21 protein-coding genes, 1 tRNA gene and 1 pseudogene are annotated in these 24672 nt (G+C 71.5%); 14 read left to right on the forward strand and 9 right to left on the reverse strand.

Annotated features, from left to right (window positions below):
- Positions 1-242: 242 nt before the first annotated feature.
- The 3 genes from OG556_RS18015 to OG556_RS18025 all read left to right on the forward strand — a co-directional run bounded on the left by OG556_RS18015 (position 243) and on the right by OG556_RS18025 (position 2436).
- Positions 243-1232 carry a LuxR C-terminal-related transcriptional regulator gene (locus tag OG556_RS18015; protein WP_371517929.1) on the forward strand — a complete coding sequence of 330 codons (990 nt, stop codon included), beginning with the start codon at positions 243-245 and terminating at the stop codon, positions 1230-1232.
- Positions 1233-1322: 90 nt separating this feature from the next.
- On the forward strand, positions 1323-1457 hold the full coding sequence (locus OG556_RS18020) for a hypothetical protein (RefSeq protein ID WP_371517930.1): 135 nt from the start codon (positions 1323-1325) through the stop codon (positions 1455-1457).
- Entirely contained in the window at positions 1450-2436 is a 987-nt protein-coding gene (locus tag OG556_RS18025) for a LuxR C-terminal-related transcriptional regulator (RefSeq protein WP_371517931.1), read from the forward strand. The genes OG556_RS18020 and OG556_RS18025 overlap by 8 nt, the downstream gene beginning before the upstream one ends.
- A gap of 7 nt (positions 2437-2443) precedes the next feature.
- Here the strand turns inward: OG556_RS18025 and OG556_RS18030 are convergent, their stop codons facing one another.
- Positions 2444-2959 carry a hypothetical protein gene (locus tag OG556_RS18030; protein WP_371517932.1) on the reverse strand — a complete coding sequence of 172 codons (516 nt, stop codon included), beginning with the start codon at positions 2957-2959 and terminating at the stop codon, positions 2444-2446.
- Positions 2960-3435: 476 nt separating this feature from the next.
- Between OG556_RS18030 and OG556_RS18035 the strand changes: the two genes are divergently transcribed.
- Positions 3436-3609 carry a hypothetical protein gene (locus OG556_RS18035; protein ID WP_371517933.1) on the forward strand — a complete coding sequence of 58 codons (174 nt, stop codon included), beginning with the start codon at positions 3436-3438 and terminating at the stop codon, positions 3607-3609.
- An 83-nt stretch (positions 3610-3692) separates the two neighbouring features.
- Here OG556_RS18035 and OG556_RS18040 read toward each other — a convergent pair whose 3' ends face one another.
- The 5 genes from OG556_RS18040 to dnaK form a co-directional block, all read right to left on the reverse strand.
- Entirely contained in the window at positions 3693-4700 is a 1008-nt protein-coding gene (locus OG556_RS18040; protein WP_371517934.1) for a hypothetical protein, read from the reverse strand.
- A 201-nt stretch (positions 4701-4901) separates the two neighbouring features.
- Entirely contained in the window at positions 4902-5426 is a 525-nt protein-coding gene (locus OG556_RS18045) for a heat shock protein transcriptional repressor HspR (RefSeq protein ID WP_371517936.1), read from the reverse strand.
- A gap of 7 nt (positions 5427-5433) precedes the next feature.
- The gene (gene dnaJ, locus OG556_RS18050) at positions 5434-6591 is read right to left on the reverse strand and encodes a molecular chaperone DnaJ (RefSeq protein ID WP_371517937.1); all 1158 of its coding nucleotides are present in this window, start codon (positions 6589-6591) and stop codon (positions 5434-5436) included.
- Positions 6592-6829: 238 nt separating this feature from the next.
- Positions 6830-7465: a nucleotide exchange factor GrpE gene (grpE, locus tag OG556_RS18055; RefSeq protein WP_350876575.1), complete on the reverse strand. Its 636-nt coding sequence runs from the start codon at positions 7463-7465 to the stop codon at positions 6830-6832.
- Positions 7462-9294 (reverse strand): molecular chaperone DnaK, encoded by a 1833-nt coding sequence (gene dnaK, locus OG556_RS18060; RefSeq protein ID WP_371517938.1) that lies wholly within the window; start codon positions 9292-9294, stop codon positions 7462-7464. Before dnaK ends, grpE begins: the two co-directional genes overlap by 4 nt.
- Positions 9295-9590: 296 nt before the next feature.
- Here dnaK and OG556_RS18065 point away from each other — a divergent pair, with 296 nt between their 5' ends.
- The 4 genes and pseudogenes from OG556_RS18065 to OG556_RS18080 all read left to right on the forward strand — a co-directional run bounded on the left by OG556_RS18065 (position 9591) and on the right by OG556_RS18080 (position 15511).
- Positions 9591-11813 (forward strand): (Fe-S)-binding protein, encoded by a 2223-nt coding sequence (locus OG556_RS18065; protein ID WP_371517939.1) that lies wholly within the window; start codon positions 9591-9593, stop codon positions 11811-11813.
- Positions 11814-12120: 307 nt separating this feature from the next.
- Positions 12121-13194 (forward strand): annotated as a pseudogene (locus OG556_RS18070) (sugar phosphate nucleotidyltransferase); the annotation flags it as partial.
- Between the two features lie 233 nt (positions 13195-13427).
- Positions 13428-14486, forward strand: a complete 1059-nt coding sequence (locus OG556_RS18075; protein ID WP_371517940.1) for a Yip1 family protein — start codon at positions 13428-13430, stop codon at positions 14484-14486.
- 134 nt (positions 14487-14620) lie between these two features.
- Positions 14621-15511: a metal-dependent hydrolase gene (locus tag OG556_RS18080; RefSeq protein ID WP_371517941.1), complete on the forward strand. Its 891-nt coding sequence runs from the start codon at positions 14621-14623 to the stop codon at positions 15509-15511.
- Between the two features lie 84 nt (positions 15512-15595).
- On the opposite strand, the gene dcd is transcribed toward OG556_RS18080, so the two are convergent.
- Both dcd and OG556_RS18090 read right to left on the reverse strand, forming a co-directional pair.
- Positions 15596-16171 (reverse strand): dCTP deaminase, encoded by a 576-nt coding sequence (dcd, locus tag OG556_RS18085; protein WP_363579803.1) that lies wholly within the window; start codon positions 16169-16171, stop codon positions 15596-15598.
- A gap of 72 nt (positions 16172-16243) precedes the next feature.
- Positions 16244-16465 (reverse strand): hypothetical protein, encoded by a 222-nt coding sequence (locus tag OG556_RS18090; RefSeq protein ID WP_079135746.1) that lies wholly within the window; start codon positions 16463-16465, stop codon positions 16244-16246.
- A gap of 275 nt (positions 16466-16740) precedes the next feature.
- Between OG556_RS18090 and OG556_RS18095 the strand changes: the two genes are divergently transcribed.
- From OG556_RS18095 to OG556_RS18110, 4 genes are all read left to right on the forward strand, one after another.
- Positions 16741-16814, forward strand: a tRNA-Gly gene (locus tag OG556_RS18095).
- 230 nt (positions 16815-17044) lie between these two features.
- On the forward strand, positions 17045-17671 hold the full coding sequence (locus OG556_RS18100) for a DNA-binding response regulator (RefSeq protein ID WP_371517942.1): 627 nt from the start codon (positions 17045-17047) through the stop codon (positions 17669-17671).
- A gap of 311 nt (positions 17672-17982) precedes the next feature.
- Positions 17983-18831, forward strand: a complete 849-nt coding sequence (locus OG556_RS18105; RefSeq protein WP_371517943.1) for an ABC transporter ATP-binding protein — start codon at positions 17983-17985, stop codon at positions 18829-18831.
- 5 nt (positions 18832-18836) lie between these two features.
- On the forward strand, positions 18837-21374 hold the full coding sequence (locus OG556_RS18110) for an ABC transporter permease (protein ID WP_371517944.1): 2538 nt from the start codon (positions 18837-18839) through the stop codon (positions 21372-21374).
- A gap of 60 nt (positions 21375-21434) precedes the next feature.
- Here OG556_RS18110 and OG556_RS18115 read toward each other — a convergent pair whose 3' ends face one another.
- Positions 21435-22520, reverse strand: a complete 1086-nt coding sequence (locus OG556_RS18115; protein WP_371517945.1) for a sensor histidine kinase — start codon at positions 22518-22520, stop codon at positions 21435-21437.
- A gap of 485 nt (positions 22521-23005) precedes the next feature.
- Between OG556_RS18115 and OG556_RS18120 the strand changes: the two genes are divergently transcribed.
- Together OG556_RS18120 and OG556_RS18125 are read left to right on the forward strand one after the other, a co-directional pair.
- Positions 23006-23473 (forward strand): tail fiber domain-containing protein, encoded by a 468-nt coding sequence (locus OG556_RS18120; RefSeq protein WP_371517946.1) that lies wholly within the window; start codon positions 23006-23008, stop codon positions 23471-23473.
- Between the two features lie 114 nt (positions 23474-23587).
- Positions 23588-24097 (forward strand): hypothetical protein, encoded by a 510-nt coding sequence (locus OG556_RS18125; RefSeq protein WP_371517947.1) that lies wholly within the window; start codon positions 23588-23590, stop codon positions 24095-24097.
- The last annotated feature ends 575 nt before the right edge of the window (positions 24098-24672 follow it).

Genomic DNA, 24672 nt, shown 5'->3' on the forward strand with positions numbered 1-24672 from the left:
GGTCGGGGCGCCATGTGTGGTGATGGCCCCCCGGAACCGGAGCCGACGAGGCGTTGCTGCTCCGCCTCGACGGAAGCGCCTAGGCACGGGCGTGGCGACGGCGGCCCCCAGGACACCCCGGAGTGCGACGGCACCCGGGCCCCGGGGGCCGACGTCGAGCCCGGTACCGTGACCGCCGAGCCCCGCGCCCGACGGCGCGGGCGCGGCGACGAGGGAGAAGCATCCGGCAGGGAGTGTGCGACGTGACGGCGGAACCGGCGGTCGCGCCGCAGCACGGACAGCCACCGGGCGAGGAACCCGACGAGGCCGCCCGGCAGCTGTACCTGGCGATCCTCGCCCGGGGCGGCCGCATCCCGTTCACCGACACCCAGGACACCGGCCAGGCCGCGCTCCAGCAGCTCGTCGACCTCGGCCTGCTCATCGCCAACCCGATGGACCACTGCTACACCGCCGTCAGCCCACGCTCCGTCACCGACCGCCTGGGCGCCGAACTCCGCAGCGAGGCGACCAGGCTGCTGGTCCGCGCGGAGAACCTCCCGGGCACCCTCGACGGCCTGACCCGCGCCTACGACGCGATGCCCCGGCCCTCCGGCCGGGCCGGCGGCGCCGTCCACGTCGAGGGCCACGTCCACATCCGCCAGCGGATCTCCCAGCTCGCCTCCGACTGCCGCTCCGAAGTCCTCGCCGCCCAACCCGGCCGCCGCCCCGCCAGCAGCCTGCAAGTCGCCCTCCTCCAGGACGTCCACCTGCTCCGGCGCGGCTGCTCCCTGCGCACCATCTACCAGCCGGTCGCCCTCGCCGACCCGCCCGCCCTCGCCTACGTCGAAGAGGTCACCCAGCACGGCTCCCTCATCCGTGTCCTCGACGAACCGTTCCAGCGGCTGCTCGTCTTCGACCGCACCGTCGCCGTGATCTCCGCCAACGACGACAACAGCACCGCCGCCTTCATCACCGACCCGGCCGCCATCACCTTCCTGGTCGGCGCCTTCGAACGCGACTGGGCCCGCGCCGAAACCGCCGAAACCTCCGCCGCCCTCGGCCCCACCCGCACCATCCCCGACCGGGTCGGCCGGCTCCTCGCCCGAGGCCTCACCCAGCGCGCCGTCGCCACCCGCCTCGGCCTCAGCGAACGCACCGTCGCCGCCCACATCTCCCGCCTCCGCGACCGCCACGGCGCCCAGACCCTCTTCCAACTCGGCTGGCTGATGAGAGGCGCCCGCGATGACCGATGAACCCGGCCCCGCCGGGCGGGCCCCGGCCGACCGGCCAGCCCCGCGCCCGCACCCGCTTCCACCTCGGCGGGCAGCTCCGGGGGGATCCCCGTGACCGAACCTCATACCCGACTCGACCTGAGCGAGCGTACGGTGGCCGGCCACATCGCCCGGCCGCGCGAACCGCACGACGCCGAGGCGCTGTTCCGACTCGTCCGGCAGATGAGGGGAGATCGCGGTGCCTGAGCCCGTACTCGACCTCCTCGACGACGCCGCCCGTGATCTCTACCGGGCGATCCTGGGCGAGGGCGGCCGGATCCGGGTGGGTGAGACCCGCCCCGAGGACGAGGCGGCGTTGAAGCAGCTCACCGACCTGGGCCTGCTCGTCCTGCGGGCCGTGGACGGCGTCTACTCGGCGATGAACCCACGCGCAGTCAGTGAGCGGATCGGCACCGAACTCCGCGAGGAGGGAGCCCGGCTGATCACTCGGGCGGCACTTCTGCCGAGGATGCTGGACGACCTGACCCAGGCCTACGACGCGGTGCCGCGCTGCCACCCCGAGCGTTCGCCCGGGGTGGAGTACGTCGCTGGAATGCTGCAGATCCGCCACCGGATCGCCCAGGTGCAGAACGACCATCCGAGTGAGGCCCTCGCCATGCAGCCCGGGGGTGCTCGTCCTGTGGAGCACCTGGACGACGGGCTGGAGCAGAGCCGACGCCACCTCGCACGAGGCGGCACGCTGCGGACGATCTACGAGGTGTCAGCCCGACTCGATCCGGTGACGGTGGCCTTCGCTGCCAGGTCGACCGAGCTCGGCGCCGCGATCAGGGTCCTACCGGTCCCGTTCACCCGGCTGATGATCTTCGGTCGGGCCGTCGCCGTGATCCCCGCCGCCTCGGACCACAGCAGCGCGGCCTTCGTCGAGGATCCGGCCGTGGTCGACTTCCTGGTGCGGGACTTCGAACTGCACTGGCGGCAGGCCGAGGGCGTGAACTGGGCCGTGCTCGCCGTCGGCGGGGCGGAGCCCACCATCCACGAGCAGGTCGGCCGCCTGCTCGCGCAGGGGCTCACGCAGCGGGCGATCGCCAGCCGTCTGGGGCTGAGCGAGCGGACGATCGCCGGTCACATCGCCCGGCTGCGTGAGCTGTACGACGCGGAGACGCTGTTCCAACTGGGCTGGCAGATGCGGGGAGCCCGGACCAGGAGCGGGGAGTCCGGTGGGTGAGCGCTGTTCAGCCGGTGGCGGCGCTGGTCGGCCAGTAGCCGGTCCGGCCGACGACGGGGGGCTGCTGCCGGGGGACGTTGAACTGCTCACCGGGGGCGGTCCAGAAGCCCTCGCGCAGGGACAGCGCCATGCCGGCCCAGTCGAGCGCGGTCTCCACGGTGTGGTTGAGGGCCTCCTGCGACCAGGTGTCGTCGAAGACCAGCGGCAGGACGGGGGCGACCTGCTCGATGGTGGCGATCAGCGGGTTGTGCGTGATGGCCTCGTCGACGAGGAGGACGATCGGCTTCCGCAGCGCCGACGCCCACCCCAGCTCCAGGCTCACCCCGGCCGACAGCGGCGCCCCGACGTAGGCGAACACGAGGTCCGCGGACTGCAGGGCCCGGAAGTCGGACGGCACCCGGGGCTCCGGCGCCTGCCCGGCGACGGTCCAGGCGTCACTGTGGTGCGCGCTGTACACGGCGGCACCGCTGCGGAGCAGGGTGGTACGGAGCGTCGTCAGCCGCGTCCGGCTGGCGAGCGTCACCACACTGTCCGCCGGCCCGGTCAACCGCATCAGCGGCGCGGCCAGAAACACACGTGCACGCCGGCCCTCGGGGGCCTGTCCAGCGTGCTCTCGCAGGTAGGGCTCACTCATTGTCGACTCCGGGGGAGTGGCTGACCGGGTTCACCGGGCCCGGTGGGTAAGCAGGCAGGCGATGTCGAGAGCCGCTCGGCGGGCACTCGACATGAGTAGGTAAAGGACTGGATTGAAGGTACATCGGCAAGTGTGGTGAGCTTGCCGGGACCATCGGGAGCGAACTGATCGTCCATCGTTGCCGGGGACCGAGTCCACTCCCGCACGGTGGCATCTCCATGCCTGGCATGGAGATGACGCACTCCCCCCGAAGGGGGGCTGTGGCGTCTACGTCGATACTGCGGCATTATGTGGGCGGTTGGAGGACACGTCCTCAATTTGTCTCGACACTGCGACTATTTGGAAGGTGTGATCGCGTGCCTCGCATGATCCGACACGTTCGCATCGCGGCGGCCACGGTCGCTGTGGTTATCGCCGTACTGGCCGGTGGCGCTCAGTTCCAGGCCTCCGAGGGCGGCTCGGTGGATCGAGGGGCCTCGGTGACCCAGCAGGCGAAGACCGGCGTCATGACGCTGGAGAACGACAGCAACTGGACCTGAGGCGGGGCCAGTTGGGTTGTCGGGGGTGGGCCTGGCCGGGATCCCGCGTTGCGACGCGGGGTCGGGCCGTCCGGTTCGACGACCTAGGCAGGGCCGTCCGGATCCCGGTGCTGAGTGGCGCGAGCGAGGACGTAGCCCAGCTGAAAGAGCGAATCCACCTGGTAGTCCTCTCTCATGTCCGCTATGTGGCGTGCGAGAGTGCGCTCGCTGATCCCGAGGCTGCGGGCTATCACGCGGTGGCTGGTGCCTTTGAGCAAAAGGTCGATGATCGTCTGTCGCAGGCTTGATATCACCTGCTGCGGGACGACGCGGGCGCCGTCGAATTCCAGCGCGTGGCTCCAGTGCCGCTCGAAGATCTCGGAGACGAGGAAGCTGATAATGGCGCGGTCGTGTATGAACGCCGCGACGTTCAGATCGTCCGCGACCGGGATGATCGCGGTCCGCCGGTCGACGATGATGAGTCTGGCGTACGGCTCGTCAAGAGTTCTGACGTGTCCGCCCGCTTCGGTGATCGCCAGGACGTAGTCCCGGGTGGCCGGGTGGTAGCGGGTGCTCGGATGATAGATCGTCCGGGCCAACGCACCTCGTTGGAGCAGCGCGAGGTCACGGTCACGGCTTCCGGCGAGGGCTTCCGGCGGGCGGGGTCCCCCGGGCTGTGCGGCGAGGAACTCCTCGGTGCAACTGTTCGCCAGTTGGCTGAGCCGCTGGTTGATGAGGGCCTTTCCCCGGACGTACTCGATACTTCCACCGGATTGCATCGGGGTGTTGAAGGCCTCTGCCAACTCCTTCAAGTCGGTCGGCAGTTCCTCCGCCCGGGACAGGAGGTCGAGCGCCTTGCGTTGCCACGACGCGATGAGGCCGACGGAAAGCTGCTGGGGGTCGACCGCGATGAGCACATCGTCCTCGTCCGTGTCGGGCACCAGCAGGCCGATATCGAGGAGTTCTTGCAGATGCTTGGTCTCGGCCTTTACACGCTCTTGGCGCGTAAGTCGGCCATGATTGCCGACCACGTGGAGATAGAGATTCCGGGCATCGGCCGAGAGAACACCAAGCCCGCCTGACGTGAGCCCTGGCTCGGCCGTCTCTGGCATTTGCGGCTCCTTGGTGTTGTACAGATCCGGACGAGGGCTGGACAGGTCGGTCCCGGCTGGGATCATAGGCGCCTTTCACGCGGGCCGGAGTCGACGTGCAGCCTCGATGTGTGTCTGCTGACAGCACCCTCTCACCAAGACCGAGCCGCCGGCACCCCCCGGGCGGAGGGGAGCCGGCGGCCGGAGGTGTTCAGCCAAGTCTCAGCGTTTGGGGCGCCAGACGACCAGGGCGCTGGACTGGGTGGGGGGCTGGTAGGGGACGAGGTCGCGGCGGTAGGAGGCGTGGACGGCGGCCTCGCGCTGCTGGAGGGCGCTGGTGGCGCCTTCGAGGGAGTCGACCAGTTCGCCGATGCGGGACTGGAGCGCGGTGACCTGGTTCTCCAGCTCGATGATCCGCTTGATGCCGGCCAGGTTGATGCCCTCGTCCTGGGAGAGCCGCTGGACCTCGCGCAGCTGCTGGATGTCGCGCGCGGAGTAGCGGCGGCCCCGGCCGGCGGTGCGGTCGGGGCTGACCAGGCCGAGGCGGTCGTACTGGCGGAGGGTCTGCGGGTGCAAGCCGGAGAGCTCGGCGGCGACGGAGATGACGTACACCGGGGTGTCCTCGGTGAGGACGTACTGCGGCGGGGCGGCGGGCCGCCGGGTGCGGCGGCCGTCGCCGGGCAGGCCGGAGCCGATGCCGGGCAGGCCTTCACCGATGCCGGGGCCGATGGGGCTGTCGGGGATCATCTGGTCGTCACGCTCCCTTCGCCGCCCGGAACAGGGCGGCTCGTGGGTCGTCGGAGGCGGTGGCCTCGCGGTACTGCTCCAGGGCGTTCAGCGCGTCCCCGGTGACGTGCCGCGGCACCACGACCTCGACGGTGACGAGGAGGTCGCCGCGGGTGCCGTCCTTGCGGGTGGCACCCTTGCCGCGGGCGCGCATGGTGAGGCCGTTGGCGCTGCCGGGGGGCAGCTTCAGCTTCACGGCCGGCCCGTTCAGCGTGGGCACCTCGATGGTGGCGCCGAGGGTGGCCTCGGGGAAGGTGACGGGGACGGTGACGGTGAGGTTGTCCCCCTTGCGCCCGAAGACGGGGTGCGGGCCGACGTGCACGGTGACGTAGAGGTCGCCGGGCTGTCCGCCGCGTTCGCCCTGGGCGCCCTTGCCCTTGAGCCGGATGCGCTGGGCGTCCTGGACGCCGGCCGGGATGCGGACCTGCATGGTGTGGGCGGAGCTGGCCCGGCCGCTGCCGTGGCAGTCGACGCACGGGTCGTCGACGATCATGCCGCGCCCGCGGCAGTCCTTGCACGGCTCGGAGAGCGCGAACGCGCCCTGGCCGCGGCTGACGGTGCCGGCGCCGACGCAGGTCGGGCAGACCCGCGGGGTGGTGCCGGACTTGGCGCCGGTGCCGTTGCAGGTGCGGCAGGGGGCCTGGCTGGTCATCCGCAGCGGGACGGTCGCACCGTCGACGGCCTCGTCGAAGGCGAGGGTCACCTCGGTCTCGACGTCGGCGCCGCGCCGGGGCTGGGCCTGCCGGCCGCCGCCGCGGTTGAAGAGCCCGCCGAAGACGTCGCCGAGCCCGCCGCTGCCGGTGTTCTGGCTGCCGCTGAAGAGGTCGCCGAAGTCGAAGTTGTAGCTGCCGTTGCCCTGGCCGGGGCCGCCGGCCCGGAAGCCGCCGTTGGCGAAGAGGCTGCGGGCCTCGTCGTACTCCTTGCGGCGCTTCTCGTCGGACAGGACGTCGTAGGCCTCGGAGATGTCCTTGAAACGCTCTTCGGCCTTGGCGTCGCCCTTGTTGGCGTCCGGGTGGAACTCGCGCGCGAGCTTGCGGTAGGTCTTCTTGATCTCGGCGGCGGTGGCGTCCTTGGGCACGCCGAGGACCTTGTAGTAGTCCTTCTCCACGTAGTCCTTGCCACTCATGCGTCCACCTCGCTCCGCTCGGCAGCCGCCCCGCGCAACACACGCCTTTCGGCGATTCGTTCTTCAACGATTCGCTCGCTGCGCTTGCTCATAGCTGCCGCCACCTCCCGATGTCCATCGTCGCTGCGCTGTCAACAGCCGCTTCACCTGGCGCTGTTGACAGCGCGCTGCGGAGCCGGCCGCCGTACTGGCCGGCGTACGACTCCGCAGCGCACTGGTTGTCAGCTGTCACAGGTTGTCAGCTGTCCGAACCACCGTCGGACTTGTCCGCGTCCCCGGACTTCGCCTCGCCGTCGGGCGCGGCCGTGGTCTGGGTGCCCGGCTGGGGCTCCGCGACGGCGACCATGGCGGGGCGGATGATCCGCTCGCCGATGCGGTAGCCAGGCTGGAGGATCTGCACACAGGTGTCCTCGGTGACGTCCGAGGAGTAGCTGTGCATCAGCGCCTCGTGCATGGTCGGGTCGAAGGGCTCGCCCTCCTTGCCGAACTGCTGGAGGCCCAGCTTGGCGACGACCGTCTCCAGGGACTCGGCGACGGACTTGAAGCCGCCGGTGACCTCGCCGTGCTCGCGGGCGCGGCCGATGTCGTCGAGCACCGGGATCAGGGACTCCAGGATGTTGGAGACCGCGATCTCGCGGACCGTCAGCCGGTCGCGCTCGACCCGCTTGCGGTAGTTCTGGTACTCGGCCTGCAGGCGCTGCAGGTCGGCGGTGCGCTCGGCCGACTCCCGCTTGGCAGCGGCGAGTTCGTCGGAGCCCGCACCGGAGCCGGAGTCGGCGGCGCCGGCTGCGGCAGCCTCCTCAGCGGCCTTGATCACAGCCTCGTCGGCGGCGGAGTCGTCGCCGGGCTTGCCGCCCTGCGGCTTGTCCGTCATGCCGCACCGCCCTTGGGCTTCTCGTCGTCCACGATCTCGGCGTCGACGACGTCGTCGTCCTTGGCCTGGGTGGACTCGCCGGCCGGGGCGGCGGCGTCGGCGTTGGCGTACAGCGCCTGGCCGAGCTTCTGCGCGGTGGTGGAGACCTTCTCCGAGGCTTCGCGGATCTTCGCGATGTCCTCGCCCTTCAGGGCCTCCTTGAGCTCGCCGATGGCGGTCTCGACCTCGGTCTTGACGTCGGCGGGGAGCTTGTCGGTGTTGTCCGCGATGAACTTCTCGGTCGAGTAGACGAGCTGCTCGGCGGAGTTGCGGGTCTCGACGGACTCGCGGCGCTTGTGGTCCTCCTCCGCGTACTGCTCGGCCTCGCGCATCATGCGCTCGATGTCGTCCTTCGGCAGCGCGGAGCCGCCGGTGACGGTCATCTTCTGCTCCTTGCCGGTGCCGAGGTCCTTCGCGCCGACGTGCATGATGCCGTTGGCGTCGATGTCGAAGGTGACCTCGATCTGCGGCAGGCCGCGCGGCGCCGGCGGCAGGCCGGTCAGCTCGAACATGCCCAGCTTCTTGTTGTACGCCGCGATCTCGCGCTCGCCCTGGTAGACCTGGATCTGCACCGACGGCTGGTTGTCCTCGGCCGTGGTGAAGATCTCGGAGCGCTTGGTCGGGATCGTGGTGTTGCGCTCGATCAGCTTGGTCATGATGCCGCCCTTGGTCTCGATGCCGAGGGACAGCGGGGTGACGTCGAGCAGCAGGACGTCCTTGACCTCGCCCTTGAGGACACCGGCCTGGAGCGCGGCGCCGATGGCGACGACCTCGTCCGGGTTGACGCCCTTGTTGGCGTCCTTGCCGCCGGTCAGCTCGCGGACGAGCTCGGCGACGGCGGGCATGCGGGTCGAGCCGCCGACCAGGACGACGTGGTCGATCTCGGAGAGCGAGATGCCGGCGTCCTTGATCACGTTGTGGAACGGGACCTTGCAGCGCTCCAGCAGGTCGGAGGTGAGCTGCTGGAACTGGGCGCGGGTGAGCTTCTCGTCCAGGTGCAGCGGGCCCTCGGCGGAGGCCGTGATGTAGGGCAGGTTGATCGAGGTCTCGGAGGACGAGGACAGCTCGATCTTGGCCTTCTCGGCGGCCTCGCGCAGACGCTGCAGGGCCATCTTGTCCTTGGACAGGTCGACGCCGTGGCCGGCCTGGAAGACCTTGACCAGGTGGTCGACGACCTTCTGGTCCCAGTCGTCACCACCGAGGTGGTTGTCACCGTTGGTGGCCTTCACCTCGACGACCCCGTCGCCGATCTCCAGCAGGGAGACGTCGAAGGTGCCGCCGCCGAGGTCGAAGACCAGAATGGTCTGGTCGTCCTTGTCGAGGCCGTAGGCCAGGGCGGCCGCGGTCGGCTCGTTGACGATGCGCAGGACGTTGAGGCCCGCGATCTCACCGGCCTCCTTGGTGGCCTGGCGCTCGGAGTCGGAGAAGTACGCCGGAACGGTGATGACGGCGTCGGTGACGGTCTCACCCAGGTAGGCCTCGGCGTCCCGCTTCAGCTTCTGCAGCACGAAGGCGCTGATCTGCTGCGGGTTGAAGTCCTTGCCGTCCAGGTTGATCTTCCACCCGGTGCCCATGTGGCGCTTGACCGAGCGAATGGTGCGGTCGACGTTGGTGACCGCCTGACGCTTGGCCACCTCGCCGACCAGGACCTCGCCGTTCTTCGCGAAAGCGACGACGGACGGCGTGGTCCGCGCGCCCTCGGCGTTCGTGATGACGGTGGGCTCGCCACCCTCAAGAACGCTGACGACCGAGTTCGTCGTACCGAGGTCGATGCCGACCGCGCGTGCCATCGTAAATACCTCCACGGAAGAGTTGAGCTTTACAGGCTCAAGGATGCATGACCGGGTGGGTGCCGTCAACAGGGATGAGTCGACATCGCTCAACTTTGCTGAGCGGTCCCCTTCCCGCAGCCGTGGGGCGTGTGGCGCCACGTGACTGCCGCCATAGCTTGGGAACCTTCTGGAGTACTGGTGGTGGGCGGTAATGTCCGGGCCGTCGGCCCGGCAAGTTACCGGCGAGTACAATCCGTTCCACGCAAGACCGTTCAAAGACCGCTCAACAGCAAGCCGCAGGAGACGGAGAGCCGATGCAGCTAGCAGCGATCGTCATCTCGCTGGTCACGTTCGTGATCGGCACCGCGCTCGCCGCCCGTGCGGCGCTGTACATCTACAAAGTGGTACGGACCGGCCAGCCGGACCCCACCCGCTTCGGTCAGCCCGCCCAGCGGGTGAAGACCGTCGCGGTCGAGTTCGTCGGACACACCCGGATGAACCGCTGGGGGATCGTGGGCATCGCCCACTGGTTCGTCGCGGTCGGCTTCTTCAGCCTGGTGCTGACCATCGTCAACGCCTTCGGCCAGCTCTTCGACGCCGAGTTCGCGCTGCCGATCATCGGCCACTGGATGCTCTGGCAGCTCTTCGTCGAGCTCGTCGGCACCCTCACCACGCTGGGCATCGCGACGCTGATCGTGATCCGGCTGCTCAGCCTGCCGTCCCGGTCCGGCCGCAAGTCCCGCTTCGCCGGCTCGATCGCCTGGCAGGCCTTCTACGTCGAGTACACGATCCTCGGCATCGGCCTCTGCATCCTGATGCTGCGCGCCCTGGAGGGCGCCCTCAACGGCGTCGACTCGTACGGGCCCGAGCACCTGGTCTCGTACCCGCTGGTCTCCGCCTTCGGCGGCCTGTCGCACGGCACGCTGGAGAACCTGATCTACCTGTTCGCGATGCTGAAGATCTGCATCTCGTTCGCGTGGGCGACCACCATCGGCATCAACCCCTCGATGGGCGTGGCCTGGCACCGCTTCCTCGGCTTCTTCAACATCTACTTCAAGCGCGAGGAGGACGGCGGCACCGCGCTCGGCGCCCTGCGTCCGATGACCAGCGGCGGTCAGCCGATCGACTTCGAGGACCCGGCCGACGACGCCGTGTTCGGCGTCTCCCAGGTCGAGCACTTCTCCTGGAAGGGCATCCTCGACTTCTCCACCTGCACCGAGTGCGGCCGCTGCCAGTCGCAGTGCCCGGCCTGGAACACCGGCAAGCCGCTCTCGCCGAAGCTGCTGATCATGAGCCTGCGCGAGCACGCCTTCGGCAAGGCGCCCTACCTGCTGGCCGGTGGCGGCAAGGACATGGAGGGCGAGGAGAAGGCCACCGCCGAGCAGCTCAAGGACGTTCCGGCGGCCGCCCTGGCCGAGGCCGAGCGCCCGCTGATCGGCACCGCCGAGGAGAACGGCGTCATCGACCCGGACGTCCTGTGGTCCTGCACCACGTGCGGCGCCTGCGTCGAGCAGTGCCCGGTGGACATCGAGCACATCGACCACATCGTCGACATGCGCCGCTACCAGGTGATGATCGAGTCCTCGTTCCCGACCGAGGCCGGGACGATGCTCAAGAACCTGGAGAACAAGGGCAACCCGTGGGGCATGGCCACCAAGGCCCGCCTGGACTGGGTCAAGGAGCTCAAGAAGGAGACCGGCATCGAAGTGCCGGTGATCGGCGAGGACATCGACCCCGCCGAGGTCGAGTACCTCTACTGGGTCGGCTGCGCCGGCGCCCTGGAGGACCGCGCCAAGAAGACCACCAAGGCCTTCGCCGAGCTGCTGCACACCGCGGGCGTGAAGTTCGCCATCCTCGGCAAGGAGGAGTCCTGCACCGGTGACTCCGCCCGCCGGCTGGGCAACGAGTTCCTCTTCCAGATGCTCGGCGCGCAGAACGTCGAGACGCTGAACGCGGCCCTGGAGGACGCGCCGGTCAAGCGGATCGTCGCCACCTGCCCGCACTGCTTCAACACCATCGCCAACGAGTACCCGCAGCTGGGCGGCCACTTCGAGGTCATCCACCACACCCAGCTGCTGCAGCACCTGATCGACGAGGGCAAGCTCGTCCCGGTCAACCCGGTCGAGGGCCTGATCACCTACCACGACCCCTGCTACCTGGGCCGCCACAACAAGGTCTACAGCCCGCCGCGCGAGATCATGGACAAGGTCCCCGGTCTGCGCCAGCAGGAGATGCACCGGCACAAGGAGCGCGGCTTCTGCTGCGGCGCCGGCGGTGCCCGGATGTGGATGGAGGAGCGCATCGGCAAGCGGATCAACACCGAGCGCGTGGACGAGGCGCTGTCCCTCAACCCGGACATCGTCTCCACCGCCTGCCCGTTCTGCCTGGTGATGCTGTCCGACTCGGTCAACGGCAAGAAGAACGAGGGCGCCGCCAAGGAGCACCTGAAGGTGGTCGACGTCGCCCAGCTGCTGCTCGACTCGGTGAAGGCGACTCCGCCGGCCGCCGCCGAGGAGCCTGCGACGGTGGACGCGTAGCGTCCTCTGTTCGACAGTTCTGCTACAACTGCCCGGCCCGGTGGTCGCCGCGAGAGCGCCCGCCGGGCCGGGCTTTTGGGGCGCCGGGACGGGCCGGACCGGGGGCGGATCCGGGGCGGGACTCGTAGGGGAGTGGTGCCAATCGCACGGCCGCCTGAGTGTCCGCCCGTTGGGAGGAAATACAGTAGGCGGCAGACCGGCCTCGCGCCGGTCGACCCGTTCCGGACGGCCGGACGGGTCCAGACCACCGACGGAGGTATCGGCCCGCCGGGCCGGGCCGCAGAGCACAAGGGGAACAGCGCAGACCATGACCGAGGCGATCATGCTGGTCGGTGGTAAGGGCACGCGACTGCGTCCGCTGACCACCCACACCCCCAAGCCCATGCTGCCGGTGGCGGGCGTCCCCTTCATCGCCCACCAGCTGGCCCGCGCGGCCGCCGCCGGCGTCACCCGCGTCGTGCTGGCCACCTCGTACCTGGCCGAGGTCTTCGAGGACCACTTCCAGGACGGCACCCCGTACGGCATCGAGCTGGTCTACCTGACCGAACGCGAGCCGCTGGGCACCGGCGGCGCGATCCGCAACGCGGCGTCCGGGCTGACCTGCGGCCCCGACGAACCCGTGCTGGTCTTCAACGGCGACATCCTCTCCGGCGTCGACATCGCCGGCCTGCGCGACGGCCACGTGGCCGCCGGGGCCGACGTCACCCTGCACCTCACCCGGGTCGAGGACCCGCGCGCCTTCGGCCTCGTCCCGACCGACGAGAGCGGGCGGGTGCTGGAGTTCCTGGAGAAGCCGGAGACGCCCGAGCAGATCGTCACCGACCAGATCAACGCCGGCTGCTACGTCTTCACCCGGTCCGTCATCGACCGCATCCCGGCCGGCCGCGAGGTGTCCGTCGAACGCGAGACCTTCCCCGAGCTGCTGGCCACCGGCGCGCTGCTGCGCGGCGTCGTCGACACCTCGTACTGGCTCGACCTCGGCACCCCGGCCGCGTTCGTCCGCGGCTCGGCCGACCTGGTGCTCGGCAAGGTCGACTCCCCGGCCGTCCCCGGCCCGACCGGCGACGCCCTGCTGCTGCCCGGCGCCACCGTCCACCCCGGCGCGGTGCTCAGCGGCGGCACCGTGGTCTCCGCGAACGCGGTGGTCGAGGCCGGCGCGATCGTCGAGGGCAGCGTGATCCTGCCGGGCGCGGTGGTCGGCCCGGAGACCCTGGTCAAGGACTCCATCGTGGGCGCCTTCGCCACCGTCGGCGCCCGCTCGGCGCTGGACGGCGCGGTGATCGGCGACGGCGCGATCGTCGAATCCGACAACGAGCTGCCGAACGGCATCCGGATCGCCTGCGGCACCCTGCTGCCGGTCGGCGCGGTCCGCACCTCGGCCGGCCCGGGCGGCTGCCCGGCCGGCACCGCCGCGGCCGCCGCGGTGCACGGGCCCTCGGTCAGCGCGCAGCGGTAGGACCCCGGGCCGGGCCGCTGTCGCCGGGCCGTCGGCGGCGTCGTCGGTGGCGTCCTCGGCGGCGGGATTTCGGCCTCGTTCGTCTCAGGCTCGCTGCAAACCGCCCCCGGCTCCGTCCAGGCCCCACGCGGATTGGGCCGGACGGGTACCGTCAGAGCGTGGCTGGTAATCGATACGACAGCGGGCAGGGCGCCGACCCCCACGGCAGGTGGGCGCCCCCTCCGCCGCCGGCGGGGCCCGGGGGGCACGGGCAGACGGACGGGCCGGAGTACTTCACGACCTCGCACCGGAGCGTGGCCGACGGCCCCGACGGCACGCCCGGAGGCCCCGGCGCCCCGGGCCCGCAGGGCGGCTACGACCCGTACGCCGCCGACCGGCCCGGTGGCACCCGGGCCTTCCCGACCGGTGACCCGTACGCGCAGGAGCCGCCCCACCAGGGGTACTACGACCAGGGCCAGTACCCCGGGCACCCCGGACCGGCCGGGCACCCCGGCTACCCCGGGTACTCCGGGTACCCGCAGGAGGGGTACGGCGCCGAGGGCTACGACCAGGGCGGACACCCGCAGGGCGACGGCTACGGCCAGGACGGCTACGGGCCGCAGCAGCCGCCGTACGGCCAGGACAACGTCACCGTCTACCGGGCCGGCGGCCAGTCCGCCCCGCACGTCGCCGGGCCCCGCCCGCACTGGCGCGAACTGCTCATCGGCATCTTCCGCGCCCCCACCGCGACCTTCGACCGCGCCCGCGACCACCAGGTCTGGCTGCCCGCCCTCACCGTCTCGATGCTGTACGGCGCGCTCGCGGTGCTCGGCATCGGCCTGACCCACGACGACATCGTCGACTCGACCTTCACCGTCGCGCTGACCGGCATCGCCGCCGCCGCGATCGGCTTCGCCGTGGCCGGAGCGGTCTTCGGCGGCGTCACCTACGCGCTGGCCCGCCAGCTCGGCGGGGACGGCCCGTGGAAGTCGACGGTCGGCCTGGCCGCGCTGATCGGCTGGCTGACGGACACGCCCCGGCTGCTGCTCGACCTGGTGCTGCCCTCGGGCAGCGCGGTCGTCCAGGTCGCCGGCTGGGCCACTTGGGCGTTCTGCGCGTACCTGCTGACCAGCATGGTCCGGCGGGTGCACGACCTGCCCTGGGGCAAGGCGGCCGCCGCCTCGGCGGTGCAACTGCTCGCGCTGCTGGTGCTGATCAAGCTGCCGACCCTGGGCTGACGGTCGGAGGGCACAATGGTGGACGGATCCCGGTCGGGCCGGGGCCCGTCCACCCTCTGCACCCCCTCAGCCTTCACCCCCCCCACCCCCGCACTCCCTCACCCGTTCCACGTCACACGTCACCGGAGCCAGGAATGACCCTCCCCACCACGCACGTCAGCTTCCCGGCCGGGGCGGTGACCGGCGAGTCGACGGTGATCGCGGTGCACCCGCTGGGGGACGGCCGGCACGCCGTCGTGACCGGGGCCACCCCGTTCCACCCGCTCGACCACACCTGGCCCGACCAGCCCGCGGACCTCGGCACCCTCACCGTCGACGGCACCGAGCTGGCCGTCGTCGACTGCCTCACCGGCGCCGTCGGCCCGGACGGCGGAACGCCGCTGGCCGGCGCCGACATCCCGGTCCGGCGCGGCGACGAGGAGTGGTCCTGGCTGGTCCTGCACGTCGTCGACACCGACCCCGGCGACCTCGTCGGCCGCACCGCCGTCCTCGCCGTCGACGCCGACCGCCGGGCCGCCCTCAGCGCCTCGCACAGCGGCTGCCACCTGCTCGCCCTCGCCCTCAACGAGGCCCTCGCGCCGCGCTGGCGCAAGGACCCGGGCCGCTCCGACGCCCTCGGCCACCCCGACTTCGACAGCCTCGCGATGGCCACCTCGGTGATGGACACCGAGGCCAGCACCGACACCTACCGGCTCGGCAAGTCGCTGAAGAAGAAGGGCTTCACGGCGGACGCCACCGACGAGCTCCCCACCCTCGCCGACGCCCTGCCCGCCCTCACCGAGGCCGTCAACACCCGGCTCGCCGCCTGGGTCGCCGCCGACGCCCCGGTCCGCATCGAGGTCCCCGGCCCCGAGCTCACCGCCCGCCGCCAGTGGCACTGCGAGCTGCCCGAGGGCGGCGCGCAGATCTTCTGCGGCGGCACCCACCTGCACCACCTCGGCGAACTCGCCGAACTCCGCACCGAACTGCGGCTCTCCGAGGACGGCACCGAACTGGTCGCCGTCACCCGCCCCAAGCGGGCCTGAGCCCCCGGGAAACGCGACGGGCGGCCGCCCCTCGTCCGTCATCGGCGAGGGTCGGCCGCCCGTACTGCGTGCGCTCCGCCCGGATCAGACGTCGGTGCGGTGGAAGTTCAGGAACGAACGGGACGGCGTCGGGCCGCGCTGGCCCTGGTAGCGCGAGCCGTACCGCTCCGAGCCGTACGGGTGCTCCGACGGCGAGGAGAGCCGGAACAGGCAGAGCTGCCCGATCTTCATCCCCGGGTACAGCTTGATCGGCAGCGTCGCGACGTTCGACAGCTCCAGCGTCACGTGACCGTTGAAACCGGGGTCGATGAAGCCGGCCGTCGAGTGCGTCAGCAGGCCCAACCGGCCCAGGCTCGACTTGCCCTCCAACCGGGACGCCACGTCGTCGGGCAGCGAGATGACCTCGTACGTCGAGGCCAGCACGAACTCGCCCGGGTGCAGGATGAACGCGTCGTCGCCCTCGGGCTCCACCAGCCGGGTCAGGTCCGGCTGCTCCTCGGAGGGGTCGATGTGCGGGTAGCGGTGGTTCTCGAACACGCGGAAGAAGCGGTCGAGGCGCACGTCGATGCTCGACGGCTGGATCATCGCCGGGTCGAACGGGTCGACGACGACCCGGCCCAGGTCGATTTCGGTCCGGATGTCCTTGTCAGAGAGCAGCACGCTTCGAGGTTACGTGCACGACAGGGCCCCGGACGAATCCGCCCGGGGCCCGTTCCGTCCTCGCGTCGACCGTCAGGCCAGGAACTCCGCGGCCTCCAGCCGCAGCGCCCGGTCCAGTTGCGGCGCCGACAGCTCCCGCACGTCGGCCAGCACCGAACTCCTCAGCCGCCCGCACTGCGGACAGCGGATCAGCCGCCCGGGCCCGAGCCGGCCCGGCCCGAGGTTCTGCATCGGGAACGTGGTGGTGCTGAACAGGTGCCCCTCGGCACAACGAACGACGGCGCGCTGCTCCATCGATCCCCTTCCCATCCCTAACCCAGTACTCACCCGTACTCATCGCGCCCCACGGGACCTCGCCCCGGGACAGCGTCACATTAGGGGATGCTCCGGACATTCCACACCGTGGCTCGCCGCCCCGGACCCACCCGCCGGAGCACTCGTACGCGGCCCACACAGTACGCCCCCCGCCCACCCCCGCCCGCCCCACCACTCCCCGGGCGGGCCGTGCAACCACAGTCGCGAATGGGGTACAGTGACACTGGATTGAGCGGTCTCTGACGGCTCATCAGGCGGGCGTAGTTTAATGGTAGAACATGAGCTTCCCAAGCTTAGAGCGCGAGTTCGATTCTCGTCGCCCGCTCCATACCGAGAGCCGCAGGTCATCTGACCTGCGGCTCTCGTGTTGTCCGGACCATTTCGGGTCCGCCGTGCCGGGTCCGTGCTCGCGGGGGTCGGCCGTAGTTCGATGGGGTTCGCGCTGTTGTTTCCGTCGCTCGCGGTCACGCATGGTGGATCAATCGGATACGGGCTGCCCGCGGCCCTGTTGTCTCATGGGGCTGTGTGGGCGGGGTTGCCTGGCAGGGGAGGACGCGGATGATCAGGGTTCTGTTGGCCGAGGACATGGCCATGGTGCGCAGCGCGCTGATGGCACTCCTCGCGTACGAGGACGATCTGGAGGTCGTCGCTGACGTCGAACGCGGTGACCTGGTGGTGCCGACGGCGCTGCGGGTCCGGCCGGACGTGGCGGTGCTCGACATCGACATGCCAGGTCTGGACGGGCTCCGGGCCGCGGCCGAGTTGCACGACAAGCTCCCGACGTGCGGGACGCTCATCCTGACCGGGCTGGCGAGACCCGCGCATCTGCGCAGTGCGATGTCCGTTCACGTGCTCGGGTTCCTCGGCAAGGACGCCCCGGCCGAGGAACTGGCCGCGGCGATCAGGAAGGTGGCCGCCGGCGAGCGCGCCGTCGACCCGGAGCTGGCCCTCGCCGCCCTGGGGGCGCGCGAGAACCCGCTGACGCCCAGGGAGTTGGACACCCTGCGGCTGGCCGCGGAAGGTGCCTCCGTCGCGGAGATCGCCGCCCGGCTGTTCATTTCGGCGGGAACCGCGCGCAACCACCTGGCCGCCGCGGTGACCAAGGCCGGTGGACGCAGCCGGGTGGACGCCATTCGGATCGCCGAGGAGATGGGCTGGCTCTCCGCCGGCCCTCGCCCCTCGTAGGGCCCCGGACGCAGGGGCCGAACCATCGGAAGTCCGGAAAGCCGGACCGGACGTTTTCTTCGTCGAATTCCGAAGGCCGGCGTTCGGTTATTCCGCACAGGTGTGGTCCCGGTATTCGGGCGGCCTTTTGGCTGCGATGAATTCCATGGAGCGCCCCATGCGATTCGCATGGATGTGTCCATGGGTTGTCCACGTCCAGCCCCTCCCGGCCGGGCGGTCCAGCGGACTGAGTGGCCGGTTGACCTGGGGAGGAGCCTCCGGGGCCGCCGCCCGGGCGCTGTCCGGACGCCGTCGGAGGTCCCGGGCGGGCGATGTGGATCTGGCTAGGCTCGCGGTGGACGAGGGCAGGGCGCCACATCGAGGAGGGGATTCCTGTTTTCTCTCGGACTGCGGATTCCAGCGATCCGGAACAGGCCCGTTCCACTGCGGAGCCGGACCTGGCGGTGCGGCTCGACGGGGTGAGCAAGGTGTACGGGCGCGGGGCGGGGGCCGTGCACGCCCTGCGCGAGGTGTCGATGGAATTCCGGCGGGGCGGGTTCACCGCGGTGATGGGGCCCTCCGGGTCCGGGAAGAGCACGTTCCTGCACTGCGCCGCCGGGCTCGACCGCCCGACCTCCGGGCAGGTCCGGCTGGCCGGCGTGGAGTTGGGGGCGCTCGGCGACACCGAGCTGACCGTCCTGCGCCGGCAGCGGATCGGCTTCGTCTTCCAGTCCTTCAACCTCCTGCCCTCCCTGACGGTCGAGCAGAACGTCACGCTGCCGCTGCGGCTGGCCCGGCGTCGGGCGGACCGGGCCTGGCTGGGGGAGGTCCTCGACCGGACCGGCCTCGCCGACCGGGTGCGGCACCTGCCCACCCAGCTGTCGGGCGGCCAGCAGCAGCGGGTGGCGATCGCCCGGGCCCTGGTGACGCGGCCCGAGGTCGTCTTCGCGGACGAGCCCACGGGCGCCCTGGACAGCACCACCGGTACGGAGGTCCTGCGGCTGCTGCGGCACGTCGTCGACGGACTGGGGCAGACCGTGATCATGGTGACGCACGACCCGGTCGCCGCCTCCTACGCGGACCGGGTGTTCTTCCTGGCGGACGGCTCCTTCGCCGAGGCACTCGCCAACCCCTCGCCCGAGCAGGTCGCGGACCGGATGACCCACCTGGGAAGGCGCTGAACGGCATGCTCCTCCTGGCCTGGCAGACGGTGCGCGCCCGCAAGGCGGGCTTCGCCGGTGCTTTCACCGCACTGTCGTTCGCCCTCGTCCTGACCGCCGCGTGCGGTGTCCTGCTGGAGTCCGCCCTGCGTGCGGGCACCCCCACCGAACGCTATGCGGCGGCCCCGGTCGTGATCAGCGGCTCGACCCGGATGGCCGACGTCGACCCGCTGATCGGGAAGCTGGCCGCACTGCCCGGCGCCGGGACCGTCGCCCCGGAGGTCTCCTTCCCCGCCGCCGTGATCACCGGATCGGGGCAGGTCCTCTCCGGCCCGCAGGGCGGCGCGTCCCTCGGGCACTCCTGGACCAGCGCCGTCCTCGCCCCCTTCCGCCTGGCCTCTGGCCGCCCGCCGACCGGCCCCGACGAGGTGGTCCTCGACGAGGCGACGGGCGCTCGCGGCGGGCTCAGGACCGGCGACACCGTGCGGCTGGCCACCACTACCGCCCCCCGCACCTACACGGTGTCCGGACTGGCCGCGCCTCCAAGGGAGTTGGCCCGCCAGTCCGCCCTCTTCTTCAGCTCCGACCAGGCGGCCCGGCTCGCGGGCACCACCAAGGGCGCGGACGCGATCGGCATCACGGCACGGGACGGAGCCGGCCCGCAGGCGTTGGCCGCGCAGGTCGAGCAGGTCCTTGCCACGGCCTTCCCGACCGCCGGGACGGAGCTCTGGTACGGGCCCGAGGTGAGCACCGGCGACCAGCGGGGCGAGCGGGAGTTCTCGGGCACACCCGGGCCCGGCGACGGCCTGGCCTCGCTCGCCGGGACCGTCGGCGTCCTGTCCCTGTTCATCTCGGTGTTCGTGGTGGCGGGAGCGCTCGCGCTCACCGTCCAGCAACGCCTGCGGGAGATGGCCCTGTTGCGGGCCGTGGGTGCCACGTCGGGACAGGTGCGGCGGATGATCGCGATGGAGACGCTGGTCCTGAGCCTCGGCGCCGCGCTGGTCGGATGCCCGGTCGGGGTCGGCGTCGCCTCGCTGCTCCGCGGCGTACTCGTCGACCGCGGTGTGGTCCGCTCCGACGTCCCGCTCCACGTCGGGCCCACCGCACTGCTGACCGTCGTCGGCGTGGCCGTCGGCACCGCGCAACTCGCTGTGTGGGCCTCCGCGCGCCGGGCGTCCCGGGTCGAACCGACCCGGGCCCTGCGCGAGTCCGCTGCGCCCGCGCCGCGGATCGGCTGGGTGCGGGCGGTGCTCGGGGCCGGGACGCTCGCCGGGTGCGCCGTGGTGCTGGCGTCCTCCACGGGCAGCCGGAGCGGGGCGGGCACGGCCGAGAGCATGGTCCTGCTGTTGCTCCTGGGGGTGGCGCTGCTCGGACCGGTGATCGGGCGGGTCGCCAGTGTGGTGATCGGTGGACCGGTGGGCAGGCTCTTCCCCGTGGCGGGGTTCCTCGCGTCCGCGGCCCTGCGCGCCCAGCCCCGCCGCTTCGCCGCCGCCGTCACCCCGCTGGTGCTGGCGGTGGCTTTCACCGGCACGGTGCTGTTCGTCCCCGGCGTCAAGGCCCAGGCCGCCGGGGTCGAGGACGGCCGAAGGCTGCGGGCCGACCACGTGGTCCAGGCCGGCGGTGTCGGGCTCCCGCCGGACTTCGTCGCCGCGGCCCGCCGACTGCCGGGCGTCGAAGCGGTCAGCGGGGTCGTGCCCGCCATGACCATGGTCTCCGACGTATCGCCCGGCACCGTCGGCTCGCGGGGCGTCAGCGCCCAGGTGGTCGATTCCGCCGAGCTGTCCGAGCTGCTCGATCCCGGGGTCACCGCGGGCTCGCTGGACCAACTGCACGGGGACGGCGTCGCGTTGGGGCGGCGCGCGGCCTCCGGACTCCGCGCGGGCGTCGGCACCAGGCTCCGGATCGGCTGGACGGACGGCAGCGAGAGCACCGCCACGGTGGTCGCCGTCTACGACCGCGACCTGGGGTTCGCCGACGCCCTCATGCCCACCGAGTTCGCCGCCGTGCACACGCCGAACCCCCTCGCGCCGACGGTCCTGGTCCGCTCCGCCCCCGACGCCGACCCGCAGCAGGTCGGCCGGGAGCTCCAAGGCCTCACCGCCGCCTACCCCATGGCCCGTACGAGCGACCGGGCCGCGTACGACGACGCCCGCAGGCACCGGCAGGAGTCGGCCACGGCCGTCGGCCGGCTGCTCCTCGGCATGATCAGCCTCTTCACCGCCATCGCCGTCGTCAACACCCTGGTGATGGCCACGACCGAGCGGTTGCGCGAGTTCGCCCTGCTGCGTCTGGTGGGCACCACCCGTCGTCAGATCCTGCGCATGATGGCCTGGGAGGGGGGCATCACGGTCGGCGTGGCCCTCGCCCTCGGCGCCGCCGTCACCGCCGCCGTCCTGGTGCCCGTCAGCCTCGCGCTCACCGGCTCGGCCTGGCCGTCCGTGTCCGCGCCCTGGGCGGCCGCGGTGCTGGGCGGGGCGGCTCTGCTGGGTCTGGGCACCGTGCTGCTGACCACCCGGCTGGCGCTGCGCAGGGAGCCGGTCGAGGCCATGGGACTCCGGGAGTAGCGGGCGCCATGCGGTCGTGGCCGTCGCCGCCGGGCTGACCGCGCGGCCACGACCGCACGGTCAGCCGGCCGTGGACGTCGTCCTGGTCTGCGGGGCCGCGATGACCGCCGAGAGGTGGAACCAGCCGGTCTCGCCCTCCTCCGCGGTCAGCCGTCCCCCGACGGCGAGCAACCGCTCCGTGAGGTTGCCGATGCCCCGGCCGCCGCCCGGCTCCGCCGGGACGCCCTCCGCCAGGACGCCGTCGTTGGACACCACCAGGCTCACGTCGCCGAGTTCGCCCCTGACGGCCCGGATCTCGCAGCGCCGTGCCGCGCTGTGCCGCAGCATGTTGGTGACGGCCTCGCGCGCCACCGTCGCCAGTACGGCGTCGTGCTCGGGCGGCAGGGTGCCGTAGGCCAGGTCGACCTCCACGCTGATGCCGGCCGCCCGCAACGCCGAGGCGGCGAAGCGGGTTTCCCGCGCCAACGACATCTGGAGATCGCCGCTGGAGATCCAGCGGGTGTCGGACATCGCCTGCCTCACCATCGCCAGCACCTCGGAGATCTCCGCCCGGGCGCGCCGCGGGTCCTCCAGTACGGTCCGCTCGGCGATCTGGCACTTCAGTGCTGCCACGGAGAGGCTGTAGCCGAGCAGGTCGTGCAGGTCCCGCGAGAAGCGCAGCCGCTCCTGGTCCACGGCGCGCTCCGCCAGTTCGGTGCGGGCCGCCCGCAACTCCGCTGTCATGTCGGCCAGTCGGGCCACGCCGTAGACGACGATCCCGCCCGCGGCCGTGGAGACGCTCGCGTTGAGGCACTGCCCGGCGTTGTCGCCCAGCGCCGCGTAGATCGGGTACTGGCCCGCCACCAGCAGGGTGAAGAGGATCCAGGACCTGGGCGCGGCGACGGTCAGCAGCACCGATCCGGCGAACGACCCGGGGAGGCCGACCCACGCCCCGTCGAAGGCCAGGAACGGCAGGTAGGTGATCACTCCGTGGGCGAGCAGGCTCCACGGCCACCACGGCCGCCTGTGGCGCCACGGGCCGGCGTGCAGGAGCTGGAAGCCGAGCAGGGCCAAGAGGACCATGACGGCGGCCAGTTGGTACGGGAGGCCGTCGCGGTTGCGGACGGTGGCCACGACCGAGGCGGTGAAGAACCCGAGGGCCACCATGACCACGATGCCCTTGGCGAGACGGGACAGGGGATCCCTCGGGGGTGGCTGTTCGTCCGACGACTCCGAGTAGCGATCGTCGCCCCTTCGGTACGCGTCGTGACCCAATGAGAGCTCCCGAAAAGTGACTTGACCCGCCATGGGCGCATGTGAGGACCGTCGCCCGTCTCAAGGCCCCCCGCGCTCCCGACCGTGAGCATAGTTCCCGTCGGAAACTCACCGTCAACGTTGTTCCCCGGCCTACGAATCCGAGGTCCACCGACGATTGCTCCTGCCAACTCGCCCTGGACTTCGCGATGATCGGCTCTCGACGGACCGGGCGGCGGCTCGTACAGGTGGTGCGGCGGTCGAATGCGGGTCCGGGCGGGGGCTTCACTCGATGGGGGGAAGCGTGGCGGCGGGGTCCGCTATGCCCTGATTCCCGGACGTGCGTGGGCGGTGTGCTCGGGTGGGATGGGCGTCCCGATCGACTGGAGCCGCTGAGCATGGGTCTGTTCCGACGCTCCGGGAAGGCGGCTCGGACCGCCCCGGAGCGCACCGAGACCGCCGACACCGCCGTGGTCGCCCCGGCCGGGGCGGTCAACGGCCATCAGGTGCTGGAGACGGTCGTCGCCCTGCCCATCAGCACCTGGCGCTACCTGTGGGAGCCCGAGCAGGTGCGGCACATCGGACCGATGGCCCAGGACTGGCACGACTCCTTCGACTTCCACCACGAGAACACCCGCGTGATCCCCGTCGTCGACGCCAACGGCATCGCCCTGGTCTGCATCCAGGCCCTGAGCCGGCGCATCGACGAACTCGCCGCCGAGGTCCAGCGCCTGAGCGAACCGCGGGATGCGGGGGACAAGGGGGATGCGGGGGGCGCGGGAGGGGCGTGCGGGAGTGGTGCGGAAGAGGGTGTGGGAACGGTAAGAGGCGGAACTGTCCGTCCACGTCCACCGTCCAAGGAGTGACGGAATCCCGGCCCGGTCTGAACGCCGGGAGGAGCGTGGAGGGGACCAGTGCAGCCAGGTGGTGCCGAACTGAACGTCGGATGCCCGGGTGGAAGCCGAGGCGGTGCGCCGGTCGTGCCGCCCGCCCGGTGGCCCGGCCCGACGCCGGCGGTCGATCAGCTCGACGCTGCCGAGCGCTGCGAGACACTGCTGCAGGACACCCTGGACGCCGTCCGGCCGGCGCCGGTCTGGCAGGGGGCGGCGCCCAGGGCGGGCGCGCGGCTGCCGCTGCCGGGGCGGGACCCGGACCTGCGCTGGTACGTCACCCGGGGGCGGGACATCCTCACCATCGTCTCGGCCGTCCGGCGGGCGGCGCTGGTGGACGCGGTCGAGCGGCACTGGCGGCAGCGCGGCTGGACGATCACTTCGCTGAACGCCGGCCGGAGCCGGCCAGGAGTCGCCGCCGCCACTCTGGACGGTTATCAACTGGCCCTGACATTCGGCGAGTTGGGCGAGGCAGGACTGACCGCGAGCTCGCCCGGCGTGGCCCGCTCGGAGCGGCTGCCGTCGCTGCAGGGTGCAGGCGGTCGCGGCCCGGCGCCGCTGCCGAACGTGTGCTGCCCGTACTGGAGCGCGATGGCCTAGCCGGGCCCTGTCCGGCTGCGGAAGAACCGGGAACCGGAAGAACCGGGGGCCGGAAGAGCCGGAAGGCGCTGGGGCGGCAGAGGGTCGTGGACGCAGGGGAGGCGCGGAGCGAGTCCCCCCGGACTCGCTCCGCACCGCCTCGTTGCGCGGCTTCGCGTTGCCGCTCCCCCCGACTCCCCGGCAGCCTCGCCGTTCCCCCCTGGCAGCACCCTCCGGCGAGAGCGGTACACAGGCCCCGGCGAGCCCCCACCCCCGGGGACGTCGTGGTCTCACGCTAACAAACCGCGTGGTTGGTTTGTCAATAGTGGGATCCACGAAAAATCCACAAACGTGATGGTCGGTCCGGAAGGTCCCGCCAAGCGCTGGACCAGCGGGTTGAGGCCAGGCAGGACGCCCGGCGACCCTTCGGTGGGCGCACGACGGGCTCCGGGGCGGGAAGCGGGCCGGGCGGCCGGCCGTGCTGGAATCCGACATTCCGAGCATCATGGCAGCACGCAGTGACACCGCGCGAGCGCTGAGCGCAGTGGATGCGTCCGAGGGTGCTCCGGCAGGCTGATGCGGAGTGAGTTCACCGG

Source organism: Kitasatospora sp. NBC_01300, assembly GCF_041435235.1.
In the GTDB taxonomy this organism is placed as follows: domain Bacteria; phylum Actinomycetota; class Actinomycetes; order Streptomycetales; family Streptomycetaceae; genus Kitasatospora.

Coding starts and splice junctions, on each gene's coding strand:
- grpE (WP_350876575.1), bottom strand. CDS start 7,465: ATGACGGACAAGCCGCAGGGCGGCAAGCCCGGCGACGACTCCGCCGCC.
- OG556_RS18100 (WP_371517942.1), top strand. CDS start 17,045: ATGATCAGGGTTCTGTTGGCCGAGGACATGGCCATGGTGCGCAGCGCG.
- OG556_RS18105 (WP_371517943.1), top strand. CDS start 17,983: ATGTGGATCTGGCTAGGCTCGCGGTGGACGAGGGCAGGGCGCCACATC.
- OG556_RS18120 (WP_371517946.1), top strand. CDS start 23,006: ATGGGTCTGTTCCGACGCTCCGGGAAGGCGGCTCGGACCGCCCCGGAG.
- OG556_RS18115 (WP_371517945.1), bottom strand. CDS start 22,520: ATGGTGGCCCTCGGGTTCTTCACCGCCTCGGTCGTGGCCACCGTCCGC.
- OG556_RS18110 (WP_371517944.1), top strand. CDS start 18,837: ATGCTCCTCCTGGCCTGGCAGACGGTGCGCGCCCGCAAGGCGGGCTTC.
- OG556_RS18090 (WP_079135746.1), bottom strand. CDS start 16,465: ATGGAGCAGCGCGCCGTCGTTCGTTGTGCCGAGGGGCACCTGTTCAGC.
- OG556_RS18080 (WP_371517941.1), top strand. CDS start 14,621: ATGACCCTCCCCACCACGCACGTCAGCTTCCCGGCCGGGGCGGTGACC.
- dnaK (WP_371517938.1), bottom strand. CDS start 9,294: ATGGCACGCGCGGTCGGCATCGACCTCGGTACGACGAACTCGGTCGTC.
- OG556_RS18035 (WP_371517933.1), top strand. CDS start 3,436: ATGATCCGACACGTTCGCATCGCGGCGGCCACGGTCGCTGTGGTTATC.
- OG556_RS18065 (WP_371517939.1), top strand. CDS start 9,591: ATGCAGCTAGCAGCGATCGTCATCTCGCTGGTCACGTTCGTGATCGGC.
- OG556_RS18040 (WP_371517934.1), bottom strand. CDS start 4,700: ATGCCAGAGACGGCCGAGCCAGGGCTCACGTCAGGCGGGCTTGGTGTT.
- OG556_RS18045 (WP_371517936.1), bottom strand. CDS start 5,426: ATGATCCCCGACAGCCCCATCGGCCCCGGCATCGGTGAAGGCCTGCCC.
- dnaJ (WP_371517937.1), bottom strand. CDS start 6,591: ATGAGTGGCAAGGACTACGTGGAGAAGGACTACTACAAGGTCCTCGGC.